11 protein-coding genes are annotated in these 15,930 nt (G+C 60.8%); 7 read left to right on the forward strand and 4 right to left on the reverse strand.

The features are described from left to right. The first annotated feature begins 409 nt into the window (after positions 1–409). Both proP and QRN41_RS06595 read left to right on the forward strand, forming a co-directional pair. Positions 410–1,912 (forward strand): glycine betaine/L-proline transporter ProP, encoded by a 1,503-nt coding sequence (gene proP, locus QRN41_RS06590; RefSeq protein WP_034138284.1) that lies wholly within the window; start codon positions 410–412, stop codon positions 1,910–1,912. A 51-nt stretch (positions 1,913–1,963) separates the two neighbouring features. Next, entirely contained in the window at positions 1,964–2,470 is a 507-nt protein-coding gene (locus tag QRN41_RS06595) for a GAF domain-containing protein (protein WP_034098156.1), read from the forward strand. Here the strand turns inward: QRN41_RS06595 and QRN41_RS06600 are convergent. After that, positions 2,467–3,366, reverse strand: a complete 900-nt coding sequence (locus tag QRN41_RS06600) for an AraC family transcriptional regulator (RefSeq protein ID WP_285421358.1) — start codon at positions 3,364–3,366, stop codon at positions 2,467–2,469. The two genes, QRN41_RS06595 and QRN41_RS06600, sit on opposite strands and share 4 nt — an antisense overlap. Before the next feature lie 168 nt (positions 3,367–3,534). Between QRN41_RS06600 and QRN41_RS06605 the strand changes: the two genes are divergently transcribed. The 3 genes from QRN41_RS06605 to QRN41_RS06615 all read left to right on the forward strand — a co-directional run bounded on the left by QRN41_RS06605 (position 3,535) and on the right by QRN41_RS06615 (position 8,445). Beyond that, positions 3,535–4,557 carry an alpha/beta hydrolase gene (locus QRN41_RS06605; protein ID WP_285421359.1) on the forward strand — a complete coding sequence of 341 codons (1,023 nt, stop codon included), beginning with the start codon at positions 3,535–3,537 and terminating at the stop codon, positions 4,555–4,557. Between the two features lie 64 nt (positions 4,558–4,621). Then, positions 4,622–5,818 carry an MFS transporter gene (locus QRN41_RS06610; protein WP_167418001.1) on the forward strand — a complete coding sequence of 399 codons (1,197 nt, stop codon included), beginning with the start codon at positions 4,622–4,624 and terminating at the stop codon, positions 5,816–5,818. A 74-nt stretch (positions 5,819–5,892) separates the two neighbouring features. Continuing rightward, positions 5,893–8,445, forward strand: a complete 2,553-nt coding sequence (locus QRN41_RS06615; protein ID WP_285421360.1) for a bifunctional diguanylate cyclase/phosphodiesterase — start codon at positions 5,893–5,895, stop codon at positions 8,443–8,445. Positions 8,446–8,454: 9 nt separating this feature from the next. On the opposite strand, the gene QRN41_RS06620 is transcribed toward QRN41_RS06615, so the two are convergent. Then, on the reverse strand, positions 8,455–9,276 hold the full coding sequence (locus QRN41_RS06620) for an AraC family transcriptional regulator (RefSeq protein ID WP_040268478.1): 822 nt from the start codon (positions 9,274–9,276) through the stop codon (positions 8,455–8,457). Positions 9,277–9,377: 101 nt separating this feature from the next. On the opposite strand from QRN41_RS06620, the gene QRN41_RS06625 reads away from it, so the two are divergent. Then, complete coding sequence (locus QRN41_RS06625) at positions 9,378–10,589, forward strand: MFS transporter (RefSeq protein ID WP_034098162.1); 1,212 nt, start codon at positions 9,378–9,380, stop codon at positions 10,587–10,589. 106 nt (positions 10,590–10,695) lie between these two features. Next, positions 10,696–11,859 carry a GGDEF domain-containing protein gene (locus QRN41_RS06630; RefSeq protein ID WP_285421361.1) on the forward strand — a complete coding sequence of 388 codons (1,164 nt, stop codon included), beginning with the start codon at positions 10,696–10,698 and terminating at the stop codon, positions 11,857–11,859. A 64-nt stretch (positions 11,860–11,923) separates the two neighbouring features. On the opposite strand, the gene QRN41_RS06635 is transcribed toward QRN41_RS06630, so the two are convergent. Together QRN41_RS06635 and QRN41_RS06640 are read right to left on the reverse strand one after the other, a co-directional pair. Continuing rightward, positions 11,924–12,985: an HD-GYP domain-containing protein gene (locus tag QRN41_RS06635; RefSeq protein ID WP_034138288.1), complete on the reverse strand. Its 1,062-nt coding sequence runs from the start codon at positions 12,983–12,985 to the stop codon at positions 11,924–11,926. Further along, positions 12,970–15,867, reverse strand: coding sequence for a sensor histidine kinase (locus tag QRN41_RS06640; RefSeq protein ID WP_285421362.1), 2,898 nt, complete (start codon positions 15,865–15,867; stop codon positions 12,970–12,972). The genes QRN41_RS06635 and QRN41_RS06640 overlap by 16 nt, the downstream gene beginning before the upstream one ends. Between the last annotated feature and the right edge of the window lie 63 nt (positions 15,868–15,930).

Here is a 15,930-nt window from a genome sequence, read left to right on the forward strand (position 1 = left end):
ATTTTTGTGGTGAGCGGGCTTGCCCCGCGCTGGGCTGCGAAGCGGCCCCAAAACCAAGCCCCTCGGTGTGCCCGATAAAACCACAGCGTCTGGAATGGGGCTGCTCCGCAGCCCAGCACAGGCCAAGCCTGATCACCACAAATGAGTGTGGCGTGTATATGCCCCCCTGCTGCATAGCGCCGCGGGGTTGAACAGGGTCGCCGAAGATCGCGAATAATCCCTGCACACTGTTACGGCCTGACTCACAGCGGGGCATTGGGTGACTGCTGCTGAGGGGTAAGGCCGCCGACCTCATCCATAAAAAAACCCAAATAGCGGTGAATTATTTCGCATGCACTTGTATCTGAAGTGACAGAGCGGTGCTGTCGCAGTGATAGCACCTCCCCTGTTCTGTTTTAGAGTGATCCGCATGAAATCACGTAAGAAAAGCGTCAATCCCATCGGATTGAATGACATCACCATTGTCGATGACACCAAGATGCGCAAGGCGATCACCGCCGCTGCACTGGGTAACGCCATGGAATGGTTCGACTTTGGCGTCTACGGGTTTGTCGCCTATGTGCTGGGCAAGGTGTTTTTCCCGGACGCTTCGCCCAGTGTGCAAATGATCGCCGCACTGGCTACCTTCTCGGTGCCGTTCCTGATCCGTCCTTTGGGTGGCCTGTTCTTCGGCGCCCTGGGGGACAAATACGGACGACAGAAGGTGCTGGCGGCGACCATCGTGATCATGTCGCTGAGTACCTTCGCCATCGGTCTGATCCCCGGCTACGACACTATCGGTATCTGGGCGCCGATCCTGTTGCTGCTGTGCAAAATGGCCCAAGGCTTCTCGGTGGGCGGTGAATACACCGGCGCGTCGATTTTCGTTGCCGAGTATGCGCCGGACCGCAAGCGCGGCTTTCTCGGCAGTTGGCTGGACTTCGGTTCCATCGCCGGTTTCGTGCTCGGCGCGGGTGTGGTGGTGCTGATTTCCAGCATCCTCGGCGAAGAACAGTTTGAATCCTGGGGCTGGCGCCTGCCGTTCTTCCTGGCCCTGCCCCTGGGCATCATCGGTCTTTACCTGCGCCACGCGCTGGAAGAAACCCCGGCGTTCCAGCAGCACATGGACACCCTCGAACAAGGCGACCGCGAAGGTCTGTCCCACGGCCCGAAAGTGTCGTTCAAGGAAGTCGCCACCAAGCATTGGCGCAGCCTGTTGACCTGTATCGGCATTGTGGCTGCCACCAACGTGACGTACTACATGCTGCTCACCTACATGCCGAGCTACCTGTCCCACAACCTGCACTACAAAGAAAACAGCGGTGTATTGATCATCATCGCAATCATGGTCGGCATGCTGTTCGTGCAACCGTTCATCGGTTTTGTCAGTGACAAAATCGGCCGCAAGCCGTTCATCATTGCCGGCAGCGTGGGTTTGCTGTTGCTGGCCATTCCAGCCTTTATGCTGATCACCAGCGGCAAGATCGGGCTGATCTTCGCCGGGCTGCTGATCCTGGCCGTTGTGCTGAACTTCTTTATCGGCGTGATGGCGTCGACATTGCCGGCGATGTTCCCTACGCACCTGCGCTACAGCGCTCTAGCCAGCGCCTTTAACGTCTCGGTGCTGATTGCCGGTCTGACCCCGACCGCTGTCGCCTGGCTGGTGGAAACCACCAATGACCTGTACATGCCCGCCTACTACTTGATGGCGTTTGCAGTGGTCGGCCTGATCACCGGCGTGACCATGAAAGAGACCGCTAACCGCCCCCTGCGCGGTGCGGCACCGGCGGCCTCGGACATGGAAGAAGCCAAGGAGCTGCTGCAAGAACACCATGACAATATCGAGCAGAAGATCGAAGATATCGACGCCGAGATCGCCGAACTAGAAGCCAAGCGCGAAAACCTGGTGCAACAGCATCCTCGTATCAACTAAGACCTGTCCGCGCGCGGTGGCCCCAGCCCCCGCGCCTTTGGAGTGTTCAGCATGCTTTCCAGCGTCACCGCACCACTGTCATTGCTCAGCCCAGAAGAACGCGCCGCCATCGCCGAAATCGAAGCCACCACCAGCATCCTGCAACTTGTCACCCGTCTGACCGGCATGCGCTTTGCCGGTATCGCCAAATTTACCGACTTGGAATGGGTCGTGTGTTCGGTGCATGACCCTTTCGACATGGGCATCCACCCGGACGACGTGCTCGATCTGGAAACCACCCTGTGCAGCGAGTTCTGCATCAACCCGCAGACCCTGTTCATTCCCCAGGTCAGCCAGAACGGCCGCTTCGCCGCGCGCCCGGTGGTCAAGCAGTACGCCATCGAGAGTTACGCCGGCACGCCCATCTTCCTCCCCGATGGGCGCCTGTTCGGTGCTCTGTGTGCGCTGGACTCCAAAGCGATGCTGTTCGACGACCCCAACCTGGCCGAAACCCTAAGCCTGTTCGCCCGCCTGATCGGCTGCATCTTCTTTGCCAACCTGACGGCCCATGAGCGCTAGTTGATGCCTTGGCGCAGCCCGGCGATATCGCGCTTGGGCGGCAAGCCGAACAGCCGGCTGTATTCGCGGCTGAATTGCGATGGGCTTTCATAGCCCACCCTGAAGGCCGCGCTGGAAACGTCATGATGCTCGTTGAGCATCAACCGGCGCGCTTCGTTCAAGCGCAACCACTTCTGGTACTGCAAAGGGCTCATTGCCGTCAGTTGGCGAAAGTGATGGTGGAACGTGGCCGCGCTCATCTGCACTCGCGCCGCCATTTCGTCCACGCGTAGCGCCGAATCGTAGTTGAGTTTGAGCCAGTCGATGGCCTTGGCGATACGATAGCCCTGCCCGTCCACCGCACAGATGCGCCGCAGCCGCCCGGCCTGGTCGCTCTGCAAGAGCCGGTAATGGATCTCGCGCTGGATCAACGGCGCGAGTACCGGGATTGCGGCCGGTTCATCCAGCAATGCCACCAACCGCGCGAAGGCATCCAGCATGCCGCCGGTGACCGTACCGATGCCTGCACCAGTCAATGCCGCTCGCTCACGGGTGGGCGGCGTCTCGCCCTGGGCGATCAATTCGGCAAGCATCCGCAGGTCGAGTTTGAAGGTCAGCCCCACGCACGGCCGCTCGGCGCTGGCGCGCAGCACTTCGGAATTGGCCGGAATATCCAGGGACGTCAGCAGAAAACGCCTGGGATCGTACGCGTAGCCTTGCCCGCCGACCCACAACTGCTTTTCGCCCTGGGCCACCAGCACGATGCACGGCTCGACCATGCACACCACAGGAGGTTGCGGCCTTTCACGTCGATAGAACCCCAGGCCGGGAATGGGCATCGGGCGATCGCCGGGGCTTGGCACGCGCCGGGTAATGGACTGGATCAGGGCGTCCAGAGGCGCTTGAGGAAGGTTCATAACGGGCTCTCTACTGTGTTCGGTGCACTGTATCCCGTCGCTGCGGGGCTGTCCCCGTAGGAGCGGCAACACTCAGAGGATCAGGCAAGTAATCCAGCGTAACGCACTACAGACACCAGCTGAGCCTGGGGACAATAGGCACAACCCCTTTCCATCAAGGATCATCCGATGAAACGCCTCTTGCTCACCCTGGGTTTGCTGGTGACATCTTTTTCTTCACTGGGAGCCGATATGTCCAACGGTGCCGACAACTTCTACACCAGCTCGCAGGTGACCGTCGAAAAGGTCGCTTTTAACAACCAATACGGCATGCGGGTGGCGGGCAATCTGTTTGTGCCTAAGCATCTCGCTGCTGGCGCCAGAAGCGCTGCGCTGGTGGTCGGCCATCCGATGGGCGCGGTCAAAGAACAGAGCGCCAATCTGTACGCTACCAAAATGGCGGAACAGGGCTTTGTCACCCTGTCCCTGGACCTTTCGTTCTGGGGCGAGAGCGCCGGCCAGCCGCGCAATGCGGTGCTGCCTGATCTGTATGTGGAGGACTTCAGCGCCGCCGTGGATTTTCTTGGCACCCGCCCCATGGTCGACCGCGAGCGCATCGGCGTAATCGGTATTTGCGGCAGCGGCAGCTTTGCCATCGCGGCGGCCAAGATCGACCCGCGCCTGAAGGCTATCGCCACGGTCAGCATGTACGACATGGGCGCAGCCAACCGTAACGGCCTCAAGCACGGCATGCCCCTGGAACAACGCCGCAAAGTCCTGCTGCAAGCCGCCAATCAACGCTATGTGGAATTCCAAGGCGGCGAGACCGTCTACACCGGCGGCACACCGCTGGCCCTGACCGGCGATGCGGTAGGCGACGAGTTCTTCGACTTCTACCGCACCCCGCGTGGCCAAGTTACCCCCGCCGGCGCCTCGGCGCAGACCACCACCCGGCCGACGCTGACAAGCAATGTGAAATTTATGAATTTCTACCCTTTCAACGACATCGAGACACTGTCCCCACGCCCCTTACTGCTGATTGCCGGTGCCGACGCGCACTCGCGGGAGTTCAGCGAGGACGCCTATCAGCGCGCCGCCGAGCCCAAGGAGCTACTGATTATCCCCGGCGCCGGCCATGTCGACCTCTATGACCGCGTCGATTTGATCCCCTTCGCCAAACTCGGCGCCTTCTTCAAGCGCCAGTTGCCGTAATCACCGACTGCGGTGGTCTGGGTCTTCCGGGCTGCCGCCGTTTACGCTCGACAGGATTTCCCCCATGACCGTTTCCCCTTCTTCCCCTCGCTGGGGCGCTGTGTTCGCGATGTCCCTCGCGGCGTTCACCCTGGTCGCCTCGGAATTCATGCCGGTGAGTCTGCTCACACCCTTGGCCGCCGACCTGCATATCAGCCCGGGCCAGGCAGGCCAGGGCATCTCGGTGTCCGGGTTGTTCGCACTGCTTACCAGCCTGATGATCGCCGCCGTGGCTGCGCGAATGGACCGTAAGCGACTGCTGCTGGGCTTGACCGCGTTGATGATCGCCTCAGGTACGGTGGTGGCCTGGGCGCCGAATTATTGGGTTTTTATGCTGGGCCGTGCGCTGATCGGTGTGGCCATTGGCGGGTTCTGGTCGTTGTCGGCGGCCACGGCGATGCGGCTGGTGCCGCAGCCCCAGGTGCCCCGCGCGTTAGCCATGGTCAACGGCGGCAATGCCTTGGCCACGGTGATCGCCGCGCCGCTGGGGAGTTTTCTCGGCGGCATCATCGGCTGGCGCGGCGCGTTTTTCTGCGTAGTACCGGTGGCCGTGGTCGCCCTGGTGTGGCTGTGGCTGAGCCTGCCGACTTTCCAGTCCTTACAGCGCACCAGCGGGGGCAACGTGTTCGCCTTGCTCAAGCGCGCGCCGGTGGCCCTCGGCATGCTCGCCGTGAGCGGCTTCTTCATGGGGCAGTTTATGTTGTTCACCTACTTGCGCCCGTTTCTGGAGCAGGTAACCCAGGTCAGCGTGTCGCTGCTGTCGTTGATCCTGCTGGTGCTCGGCGTCGCCGGGCTGGTGGGCACACTGTTGATCGAACGCTTTGTGCAACGCAGCCTGTACCGCACTTTGACGATTATCCCGGTGATCATGGCGTTACTCGCCCTGGCCCTCGTGGCCTTTGGCCGCTCGACCGCGATCACCACGCTATTGCTAGCGCTGTGGGGCCTGGTGGCCACTGCCGCGCCGGTGGGCTGGTGGACCTGGCTGGCTCGCACCCTGCCTGATGCCGCCGAAGCCGGCGGCGGCCTGATGGTGGCGATCATTCAGTTGGCCATTGCGGCCGGGGCAATAGTCGGGGGCGCGGTGTTCGATGTTCGGGGCTATCGGGCCACCTTCGAACTGAGCGCGGCGGTCCTTAGTCTGGCGGCGGTTTTCGCCCTGCTCACGGCCCACGTCAGCCAACGCGTGCCCGAGCCGGATAGGCAAACCCGTGGCGCCTGAGCCGCTCAATATTTCGCCGAGGGTGCCGATAGCCTGTCATACCCATGACTTGCAGCGACGCCCTGCGGGAAATAATGCCGAATACTCTCGCCCCTATCGTCCGTACCCTCTCCACCCGCACCAGTCTGTCGCTGACCCGCACGTCACTGCTCAATTTCATGGCCTTGCTGGCCGGTGTGTTCGCGGCGGCGGCTTACTCGCTGGTGTACATCGCCCACGACCTGGACCATACCGAGCAGGTGGAAAGCGCTTTTTATACGCGCAAAGCCATGCAATCGATGGAGAAATCCCTGCGTGTGACCGTCAAGGACTACGCGTACTGGAGCGATGCCTACAAGCACCTGCATATGAAGGTGGACACCGATTGGGCCTTTGTCCGTGAAAACGTCGGGCCGACGCTGTATCAGGACTTCGGCTTCCAGGGGCTGTTTGTGGTCGACGATACAGACCGCACGGTGTATGCGGTGGTCGAGGGCCAGATGCAACACCTCGAACTGAGCCAATGGCTGGACCAGCCTATGGCCCAGATTCTCGAACAGGCCCGCGCCGGCGCCGATGACGAAACCCCGGTCACGCGGTTTATCAATGTGCATGGCACCCCCGCATTGATAGCCGCAGCGGCGATTACCCCCGGCACCGACCCCACCGTGGAAAAGGACGGCCGAAAGTCTTCTGTGCTGGTGTTTGTAGACCTGCTCACCGCCGATAAACTGGCCCTGATCGGCAATGAGTTCGGCATTCACAATCTGCACATCGCCACGCCTGACGACATCGGCAATGTGTTGCTGGTCCCCCTGGGCAACAACGGCGACGCCGGCGGCCTGCATTGGGAGCCGGAGCGCCCCGGCCTGCGGCTGATGGCGGTCGGTCTGCCGCTGCTGGGCCTGGCGGCGCTGCTGGTGTGTCTGATGGCCTGGGTGATTTCCCGCCGGGCCACGGCGGCGGCGCAGGCGCTGGACGCCAGCCACGCCTCGCTGCAAGACAGCCAGAATGCCTTGGCCACCAGCGAAGCGCGATTTCGCGATGTGGTGGAGGCCAGTTCCGATTGGGTCTGGGAGATCGATGGCCACTGGCGGTTCACCTACCTGTCGGAACGTTTTCAGAGCGTCACCGGCCTGGACCGTTACGCCTGGATCGGCGCGCCCATGCTCGACCTGCTTGGCTCCGAGGCCGGCGTGCTCTCGCAATGGCTGGGCAGCCCGGACCGGCATCCAGACCTCAGCCTGCAGTGTCGTTACCTAGACGCTCAGGGCCAGGAACGCATGACGCGCCTGGCCGCGCGACAAATGCCTTGCGGCGGCTTCCGTGGCACCGCCACCGACGTCACCGAAGAAGTCGAGGCCCGGCGGCGCATCGAGTTCCTGTCCCAACACGACGCCCTCACCGGGCTGGCCAACCGCACGCGGCTGCAAGCGTTCCTCAATGGCAAGCTCAAGACCCTGCCCTCGCCTGACCACCCGCTGGTAATGCTCAGCCTCGACCTGGACCGTTTCAAACCGGTCAACGACCTGCTCGGGCATGCCGCCGGCGACCGGGTGCTCAACGAAGTATCCGGGCGCCTGGCCGATTGCGTGCGCCACGGCGACCTGGTGGCCAGGGTCGGCGGTGATGAATTCGTGCTGATCCTCAGCGATGCCGGCAACCAGGACGAAGTCGAGAACCTGTGCAGGCGCCTGATTGCCTCCATCGAACAAGCCGTGCGTATCGATGAGCAGGAAGTGTTTATCAGCGCCAGCATCGGCATCGCGCTGGCGCCCAATGACGCCAAAGACGTTACCGAACTGCTGCGCTATGCGGATATCGCGCTGTACGAAGCCAAGTCCGCCGGGCGCAGTACTTGGCGCTTTTATTCCGGCGAAATGAACACGCGGATCATCGAGCGGCGCCGCCTGGAAAGCGATCTGCGGTTCGCGATCAAGCATGCGGAACTGCGTTTGCACTTCCAGCCGCGCTATCGCATCGCCGACGGGCAAATGGTCGGGGCCGAAGCCCTGGTGCGCTGGCAGCATCCGGTGCGCGGGCTGATCGCGCCGGATACGTTTATTCCGATTGCCGAAGAGTCCGGGCTGATCCTGGCGCTGAGCGACTGGGTGCTGGAAACCGCCTGCGCCTACGCCGCGCGCTGGCCGGACCTGTTGTTTGTGTCGGTTAACCTGTCGCCCACCGAGTTCCGGCGCGGCAACCTGGTGGAACGCGTGAGCCTGGCGTTACAGGCGTCGGGGATCGACCCGGCGCGGGTCGAGCTGGAAATTACCGAGAGCGTTATGCTCGAAGATGCCGCCGTTGCGCTGGAGGTGATGCACGCCCTCAAGCAGCTCGGCGTGCGCATCGCCATGGATGATTTCGGCACCGGCTATTCGTCCCTCAGCTACCTGCGCGCGTTCCCGTTCGACGGGCTGAAGATCGACCGCAGCTTCCTCAATCGTCTGGAAGAAAGCGAGGACGATAAAGCCATTATTCAGGCCATCGTCGGCCTGGGTCGCGCGCTGTCGTTGACCGTGACCGCCGAAGGCATCGAGACCGCCGAGCACTTGGCGATGCTTAAATCGGTGGCCTGCGACGAAGGCCAGGGCTACTACCTGAGCCGCCCGCTGGATATCACCGCGTTCCATGGTTTGCTGGGCTGACCCGCCGAGCTAGGTGAAAAACTGACTCGGCGTCTTGCCGAATTGCTTTTTGAACATGCTGGTGAAGGCGCTGGGGCTGTCGTAGCCCAGCGTCAGGGCCACGTCGATAATCTTCTCGCCCAGCGCTATGCGCTCCAACGCCAACAGCAGGCGCGCCTGTTGGCGCCATTGGCCGAAGGTCATGCCGGTGTCCTTGCGGAATAGACGCTGGATGGTTTTCTGGTCCAGCGCCAGGCGCGCGCTCCAGTCGGCCACGGTGGAGGCATCGCCCGGATCGTGTTGCCAGGCCGCGCAGATCTGCTGGATACGCGAATCGGCCGGCTGCGGCAGCGACAGCGGCAAGGCCGGTAACAGGGCCAGTTCATCCAGAATCAGGTGCATGATGCGCGCGTCTCGCGAATCCTCGGCGTACGGTGGTTTAAGGCTGACCGAGGCCTTGATCAACTCGCTCAGCAGCGCTGAGATGCTCACCGCTTTGGTCTCGCTCGGCAAATTCGGGAAGCTGCCGGGGCGCACGAATACGCTGCGCATTTTCAGCGCACCCACACAGCGCAGGGAGTGAACGTGGCCGCTGGGCATCCAGAAACCGCGATGGGGCGGCACCGTCCACTGGTTGTGCGCCGAACGCACGACCATCACGCCCTCGGTGGCGTACAGCAGTTGGTGCTTCTCATGACTATGGTCTGGAATCACCCAGTTTTCCGGGTAGTCGGTGGCCGAACTGATGACGGCCCAGTCGCCTTCATCGATCTCCCGCAAGAATGTATCCAGTGATTTGATCATTTCGCCCTTTTTGCGATGATTGCCGCCCCAATTTCGCGAGACAGGCATTTGCGCCGAATCTAGCATAAACACCGCGTCTAGATATGGAGCAGCGGTTCATAGCACCGCTGCCCACTTTCACTGTTTGCTGCCTTGTATGGAATGCCTGCATGTCGACCCTGACCGCCTCACCTGCCGCCGCCTCAAGCCCACCCCAAGCCAGCCCACTGGTGTTGCGCGTTATTGGCGCGTGCGCCCTGGCGCACTTGATCAATGACCTGATCCAGGCCGTGCTGCCGTCGATCTACCCGATGCTCAAGGCCAACTATGGGCTGAGCTTTACCCAGGTGGGCATGATCACCCTCACCTTCCAACTCACCGCGTCGCTGTTGCAGCCGTGGATCGGCTACCACACCGACCGGCACCCCAAGCCGTGGCTGCTGCCGGCCGGCATGGTATGCACCTTGGTCGGCATCCTGCTGCTGGCGTTTGTCGGCAGCTTTCCGGCGATCTTGTTGGCCGCGGGCCTGGTGGGCGTGGGCTCGTCGACCTTTCACCCGGAAACCTCACGCGTTGCGCGCCTGGCCTCGGGCGGGCGCTACGGCCTGGCGCAATCGACGTTCCAGGTCGGCGGCAACACCGGCAGCGCATTCGGCCCACTGCTGGCGGCGGCGATCATCATCCCGTACGGCCAGGACCATATCGCCTGGTTCGGCCTGTTTGCCGTATTCGCCATCGGTGTGCTGTATGGCTTGAGCCGCTGGTACCGCAACCACCTCAACCTGTTCAAGCTCAAGCAAGGCAGCCAGGCCACCCACGGTCTGTCCAAAGGCCGCGTGACCTTCGCTTTGGTGGTGCTGGCGGTACTGGTGTTTTCCAAGTACTTCTACATGTCCAGCCTGACCAGCTACTTCACCTTCTACCTGATCGAAAAATTCCAGCTGTCGGTGGCCAACTCCCAGTTGTACCTGTTCCTGTTCCTCGGCGCGGTGGCGGCGGGCACGTTCTTCGGCGGGCCGATCGGCGACCGCATCGGGCGTAAGAAGGTCATCTGGTTCTCGATCCTCGGCGCCGCACCGTTCACCTTGGCCCTGCCCTACGTCGACCTGTTCTGGACCGCCGTGCTCAGCGTGGTGATCGGTTTTATCCTGGCCTCGGCGTTCTCGGCCATCGTGGTGTTCGCCCAGGAACTGGTGCCGGGCAATGTGGGCATGATCGCCGGTATCTTCTTTGGCCTGATGTTCGGCTTCAGTGGGATCGGCGCAGCCTTGCTCGGCCTGCTGGCGGATAACCACGGTATCGAATACGTCTACAAGCTGTGCTCGTTCCTGCCGCTGGTGGGGATACTCACGGTGTTGCTGCCGTCGACCAAAGGGGTCTGACCGCCGGCCATCGGATGGCGGTATGCCATTACGGTTTGTGTTCTGAAAAACCTGTGTGTGCGCTTACAATTCGCGTTTAAACGCACACCAGGCAGTTCTGCACGATATGACGCTCGACCCTCCCACGATTCTGGCCCTGACCGTCGCCCTGGCGGCCGCGGCGGCGCTTTACCTGTTGATTGAATGGCGCAGTGTGCGCGAACCGTCCTTGCTGTATTGGAGCGCCGGTTTCGCCACCATCACCGTCGGCTCCACCCTGGCGCTGCTGCGCATAAACGGCTACCTGGTGATCGGCATCTGGTTCGCCAACGGTTTGCTGGTGAGCGCACATTTTCTGTTTTTGCTCGGGGTGGCGCGGTTCACCCAGGTGCGCCTTTCACCGCTTTGGGCACTGATGCTGGTGGTGTGGCTTGGCATGCTGATGCTCCCGGCCGACCTGCCGTGGTCCAAAGCCATGTTGGCGGTGCAGTCGCTGTTGGTGGCCTTGCCGACCTTGCGCGCCAGTTTCCTGCTGCGTCCCCATGGCAAATCCCTGAGCGTCGGTGCGGTGCAACTGCGCTATGTGTTGCTGATTCACGGCGCCTTCTACGTGGCCAAGGCCGTGTCGGTGGTGATCCCCGGCACATTGATCGACCTGGCGGCGTTCAAGGGCGAAATCATCCAGGTGTCACTGGTGGAAGGCGCCATGGCGATCATGCTGATCGCGTTGTCCATGACCGGCTCGGAACGCTACCGCCGCGAACAGCACATCGCCCGCCTCGCCGCCCGCGATCCACTCACCGCCCTCTACAACCGCCGCGCCCTCGACCTGCGCGCACCACGCCTGCTGGCCCACGCCTCGACGGCGCAACCGGGGGCGCTGCTGCTGATCGACATCGATCATTTCAAAGGCGTCAACGACCTGCACGGTCACATCGCCGGCGACCGATTGTTGATCGCCTTGAGCGAAATGATCCGCAGCGTCACCCCCGACGGCGCCCTGGCCGCGCGCCTGGGCGGCGATGAATTCGTCATCCTGCTCAACGCCACCAGCGCCGAGCAGATCGTCGACCTGGGCAACCACCTGCGTGGGCAATTCCAGCAACTGGCCGGCCAACACTTCGCCACGCCGCAACCGGTCACGCTGAGCATCGGTGCCCTGCTCTTCGACCAACCACCGGCCAGCCTGGCGGCGTTGATCGAACAGGGGGATGCGGCGCTGTATGAATCCAAGCGGGGTGGGCGCGATCGGATTGGGTTAGTGGATGGAACGGGGGGAGCATCGAGCTGAGGCGCGTATATCGGCAGCCTATTTGAGGTCGGTATAAACGGTGATGACCCGGCAGGCGGCCATATCAGGCCTCTGACCCATCCGGCGACCGCAAGCGATCTATCTCGTCAAAGAGACTAGAAAAAATATCTACCAGGAAAGGGTCGAACTGGGTGCCGGCCTGATCGGTGATGAAACGCCTCGAACGCTCGACATCCCAAGCCTGTTTATAGGCCCGAGGCATTCTTATGGCGTCGTACACATCGCATATCGACACAATCCTTGCCGACAATGGGATTTGCGTACCCTGCAACCCGTTAGGGTAGCCGGTGCCGTCCCAACGTTCGTGATGCGCCAACGCAATCTCCGCTGCGAGATCCGTCAACGGAGAACCGTGCGGGTCACGCAGGATTTCATAACCGATGCGCGCATGCTCCTGCATGATCTGTCGTTCTTGCGGCGTGAGCGCTCCCGGTTTTTGCAGGATTGCATCGGCAATGCCGATTTTCCCGATATCGTGCAGCGGAGCCGCCATCTTCATAAGTTCGCACCACGGGGAAGGCATGCCGATTGCCTTGGCCAGCAATGCGGAGGACTCGCCGATACGAACGATATGCTGCCCCGTGTCATCGTCGCGATAGCTGGCTGCTCGATTCAAGCTGCTGCTGATCGCCTTGTAACTGGACGCCAGTTGAACGGTGCGTAACTCGACTTTGCGCTCAAGCTCGGCATTGACATCGCGTAGCTGCTTCGCCGCCTGCGACAGCTCCAGGCAATTGCGTACGCGCAGTAGAACTTCGGGCAGGTCAATGGGTTTAGAGATGAAGTCGTTGGCGCCCTTTTCCAGGCCTTTGCGCCTATTCTGCTGGTCGTTCAGGGCCGTTACGATGATGACCGGCGACTCAGTGCGGTCGCGTTTATTGAGGCGATCGAGGATCTCAAATCCGTCAGGCGCGGGCATGTCCAGGTCCAGCAGCACCAAGTCCCAGGCGTTCGAAAGCAGCCAGTCCAGCCCTTGGGCCGAATCGCTGAAGGTTGTGATGTTACGCAGGCCCACGGCCCGCAAGCATGAATCCAGAAGCCTGAGATTGGTGGGCACATCGTCGATAATCACGATCCTGCTTTCAGCATTTATTTTGGCGAACATGCGTCTGCCCTCTTCGCAATGAGCGTCAATACGAGATGACGAATACTCTGCCTCCCCAAGGGAGAAGGCACTATAGCTTGGCACTCCAAGGGGTCATCCGAGGCCTGGTCCATAGCCCCACGAACCACGATGATCGACATGGCCGCCTCGGCGAACTGCGTGCGTAAACTGCGGAAAAATGGATCCAGCACAGGCGCACGATGCGCTGTGGCGACGATCAATACGCTGACTGCCGTGTGTTCAAGCACAAGGCTGGCCTCAGGCAACGTTTCGACCCTTTGCACCTCGAAATCACCGGCCAAAGCATCCCGGACCACCTGACCATCCTCGGGGTTGCTGCTGACCAGTAGCACGCAGGGCAAACCCATGGCTGACGCCGTGGAATCGCTCCCTGGCGCAGGAAAAGCCGAAGAGCACATGTCGATCCAGAAGGTGCTTCCCACATCGACCAGGCTTTCAAAGCCCATGGTGCCATGCATCAGGAACGCCAGGTCCCGGCACAACGCCAAGCCAATGCCAGTGCCCTGGATGGAAGAGTTCTCTTTACCCAAGCGCTGGAAGGGCCGGAACAGCTCCTTCTGCACATCCGCGGAAATGCCCAGCCCGGTATCCTTCACGTAAAGACGCAAGCGCGCGCCCGTCCCGACAACCATGGCTCCCAGCGTGATATCGCCACCGGGCCGGTTGTACTTGATTGCGTTGGATAACAGATTGATCAGGACCTGCTTGAGACGACGCTTATCCGCCCAGACGTGCCATGTATCCGCAGGCGCCTCGATGTGCAAGGTTTGGCGGTGCGCGCAAACCTGCTGTTGAACCATGTCTGCGCAGTTGGATAGCAGGCTCGCCACATTCACCGGTTTGAGATCCAGCAATGGCTTCTCGGCCTGCAGGCTGGAGAGATCAAGCAGGTCGTCCACCAACTGAATAAGGTGTTCACTGGCCCCGATGATTTCCTGCAAGTTGGCCGTCTGTTGCGATGCATCGTCAGCCGGCTGCATGAGTCCCAATTGCGCAAACCCGTAAATGGCATTCAAGGGCGTTCGCAATTCATGACTCATGCTGGAGATGAACTTGGATTTGGCCGTACTGGCGGCCTCCGCCTCCAGGGTTTTCTCCCGTAGGTCCAATTGGGTCTGCTTGAGCGTCGTGATGTCGACGCAGGCCACGACCACGACAGTGGAATCATCCAGCCGCGACGGCTCCAGGGTGCGGCCTCGGCAAAGGATCCAGATCAACGTGCCATGCACGTCTCTGATGCGGAACTCCGCTTCCGACGCCACGCTGGCGCTGCTGCTGGCCTCTTCCAGAAACCGCGTGAAGATCTGCCGATCTTCAATGGGAATGTTCTCCAGCAGAGTCGCCATCGGCACTTCATTGGCGGCGAAACCGAAACGCTGGCACAGGGCTCCCTTGAGAATAAAGCGCTGCCGTTGGGGGTAATACTCCCAAAGCCCTTCGGCAAAACTCTCCATGACCAATTCGAGCCGCTGCTGTGTGGAACTGCGCACGAACTCAGCCTGGGCCAACTGCCTGCCCATGCCCAGTGCCTGGTTGGACATTGACCAAAGTTCGATGATGTCCGAAGGGCTAGCAGCCGGTTGCCAGTTACCCCGACCGATCTCCCTCATCATTCGTGAGACGCCTTCCACGGGCCTACTCAGTTGGCGACTGAGATCGCGTGCGCGCCACCACATGAAGGCAAAGAACAACGCGTAGAACAGCACCAACCCCGCAATCAACAAATAGCCCACTTCACGGTAATGAGTGGCGAGCAGATTGGTCTCTTGCATAACCGCCGCCTCGTCCACTACCGCCAGCAAGAACCAACCGGTAGAGGGGATCTCATCCCAGGCGACCAGGTGGGGCCGTCCATTCAACGTCAGCGTCACGATGCCTTGTGAGTGCGCGGGTAGATTTTTGTTGAGACTGGCAAGGTCCGGATGCCTAGCGAGGTTCAAATCCGGCGATTGCAAACGCTCGTGATCAATAGGCTCACCAGCGGGCTGGTTATCGACGCGCAGGGAAAAATCACGTTGACCCGCCTTGGGGACGGCCATGACATCGAGCTTGTTGTTGACCAGCATCAGGTAGCCATCCCACGGCATCTGCAATTGCTCGATCCGCTTCAAGATCCCGTCGACCGTTACATCGACCCCGGCTACGCCTTCAAGAAAGTCACCTTTGTAGACCGGTGCGATGGCGGACATCATCCATCCCTGGCCGGCCGGGTCCAGGTAGACATCCGTCCAGACCACTTTTCTTTGCGGGTTATGCTGGGCATCGGCCAGGTAGTAGAAGTTGTATTGGGTGATGTCCATGTCATGGGGATATTGTTCGAGCGTATTGAACCAGGGATAGATCCGGTTGTAGCTGTCCCAACTGTTGAAATAGATGCTGGCAATAAGCGGATCACCATCCTTCAACTGCTTCATCATGAAATCTTGATTCGCCAGAAGCGATATCTTGTAGAGATCCTGTTTTTCCGGCGCCGTGAGATTGGAATAAAACGAGGCGGATCCGCCGTCGTTTACCGCACTGTAACGGACACCATCGGCGCTTAATGAAAGCGAGGCCGCCGTGAGATTCTGGTTTTCGGTCAGTTCATGCTCAGTGGACTTGGCATAAAGGCCGATCGCCTTGTGGATCTGCTCCAGTTGGCCTTGCACCAACAAGGCATTCTGCTGGACAGATACCTGAATGTCTCGTGTCGCACTTTGATGCAGGTACTCGATCTGGGAGTTTCGGATGGATTGGTTCGTGATGAAGTAAGTGGTGATCAGCACGCCTTCCACCAAGACGAGTGGCAACAGACTGGTACTGGCAAACGCGCGCCAGATCCATCTGCGCAGACTGACTCTCTTTTTTGGAGCTGCTTGCATAGGCACGCTCGTTGCGTTGGCAACATGAGTGATATCACAATGATATCATTGTGAGAGCATCCC

The sequence above is a fragment of the Pseudomonas sp. efr-133-TYG-23 genome, from assembly GCF_030209215.1.
Lineage (GTDB): Bacteria > Pseudomonadota > Gammaproteobacteria > Pseudomonadales > Pseudomonadaceae > Aquipseudomonas > Aquipseudomonas rhodesiae.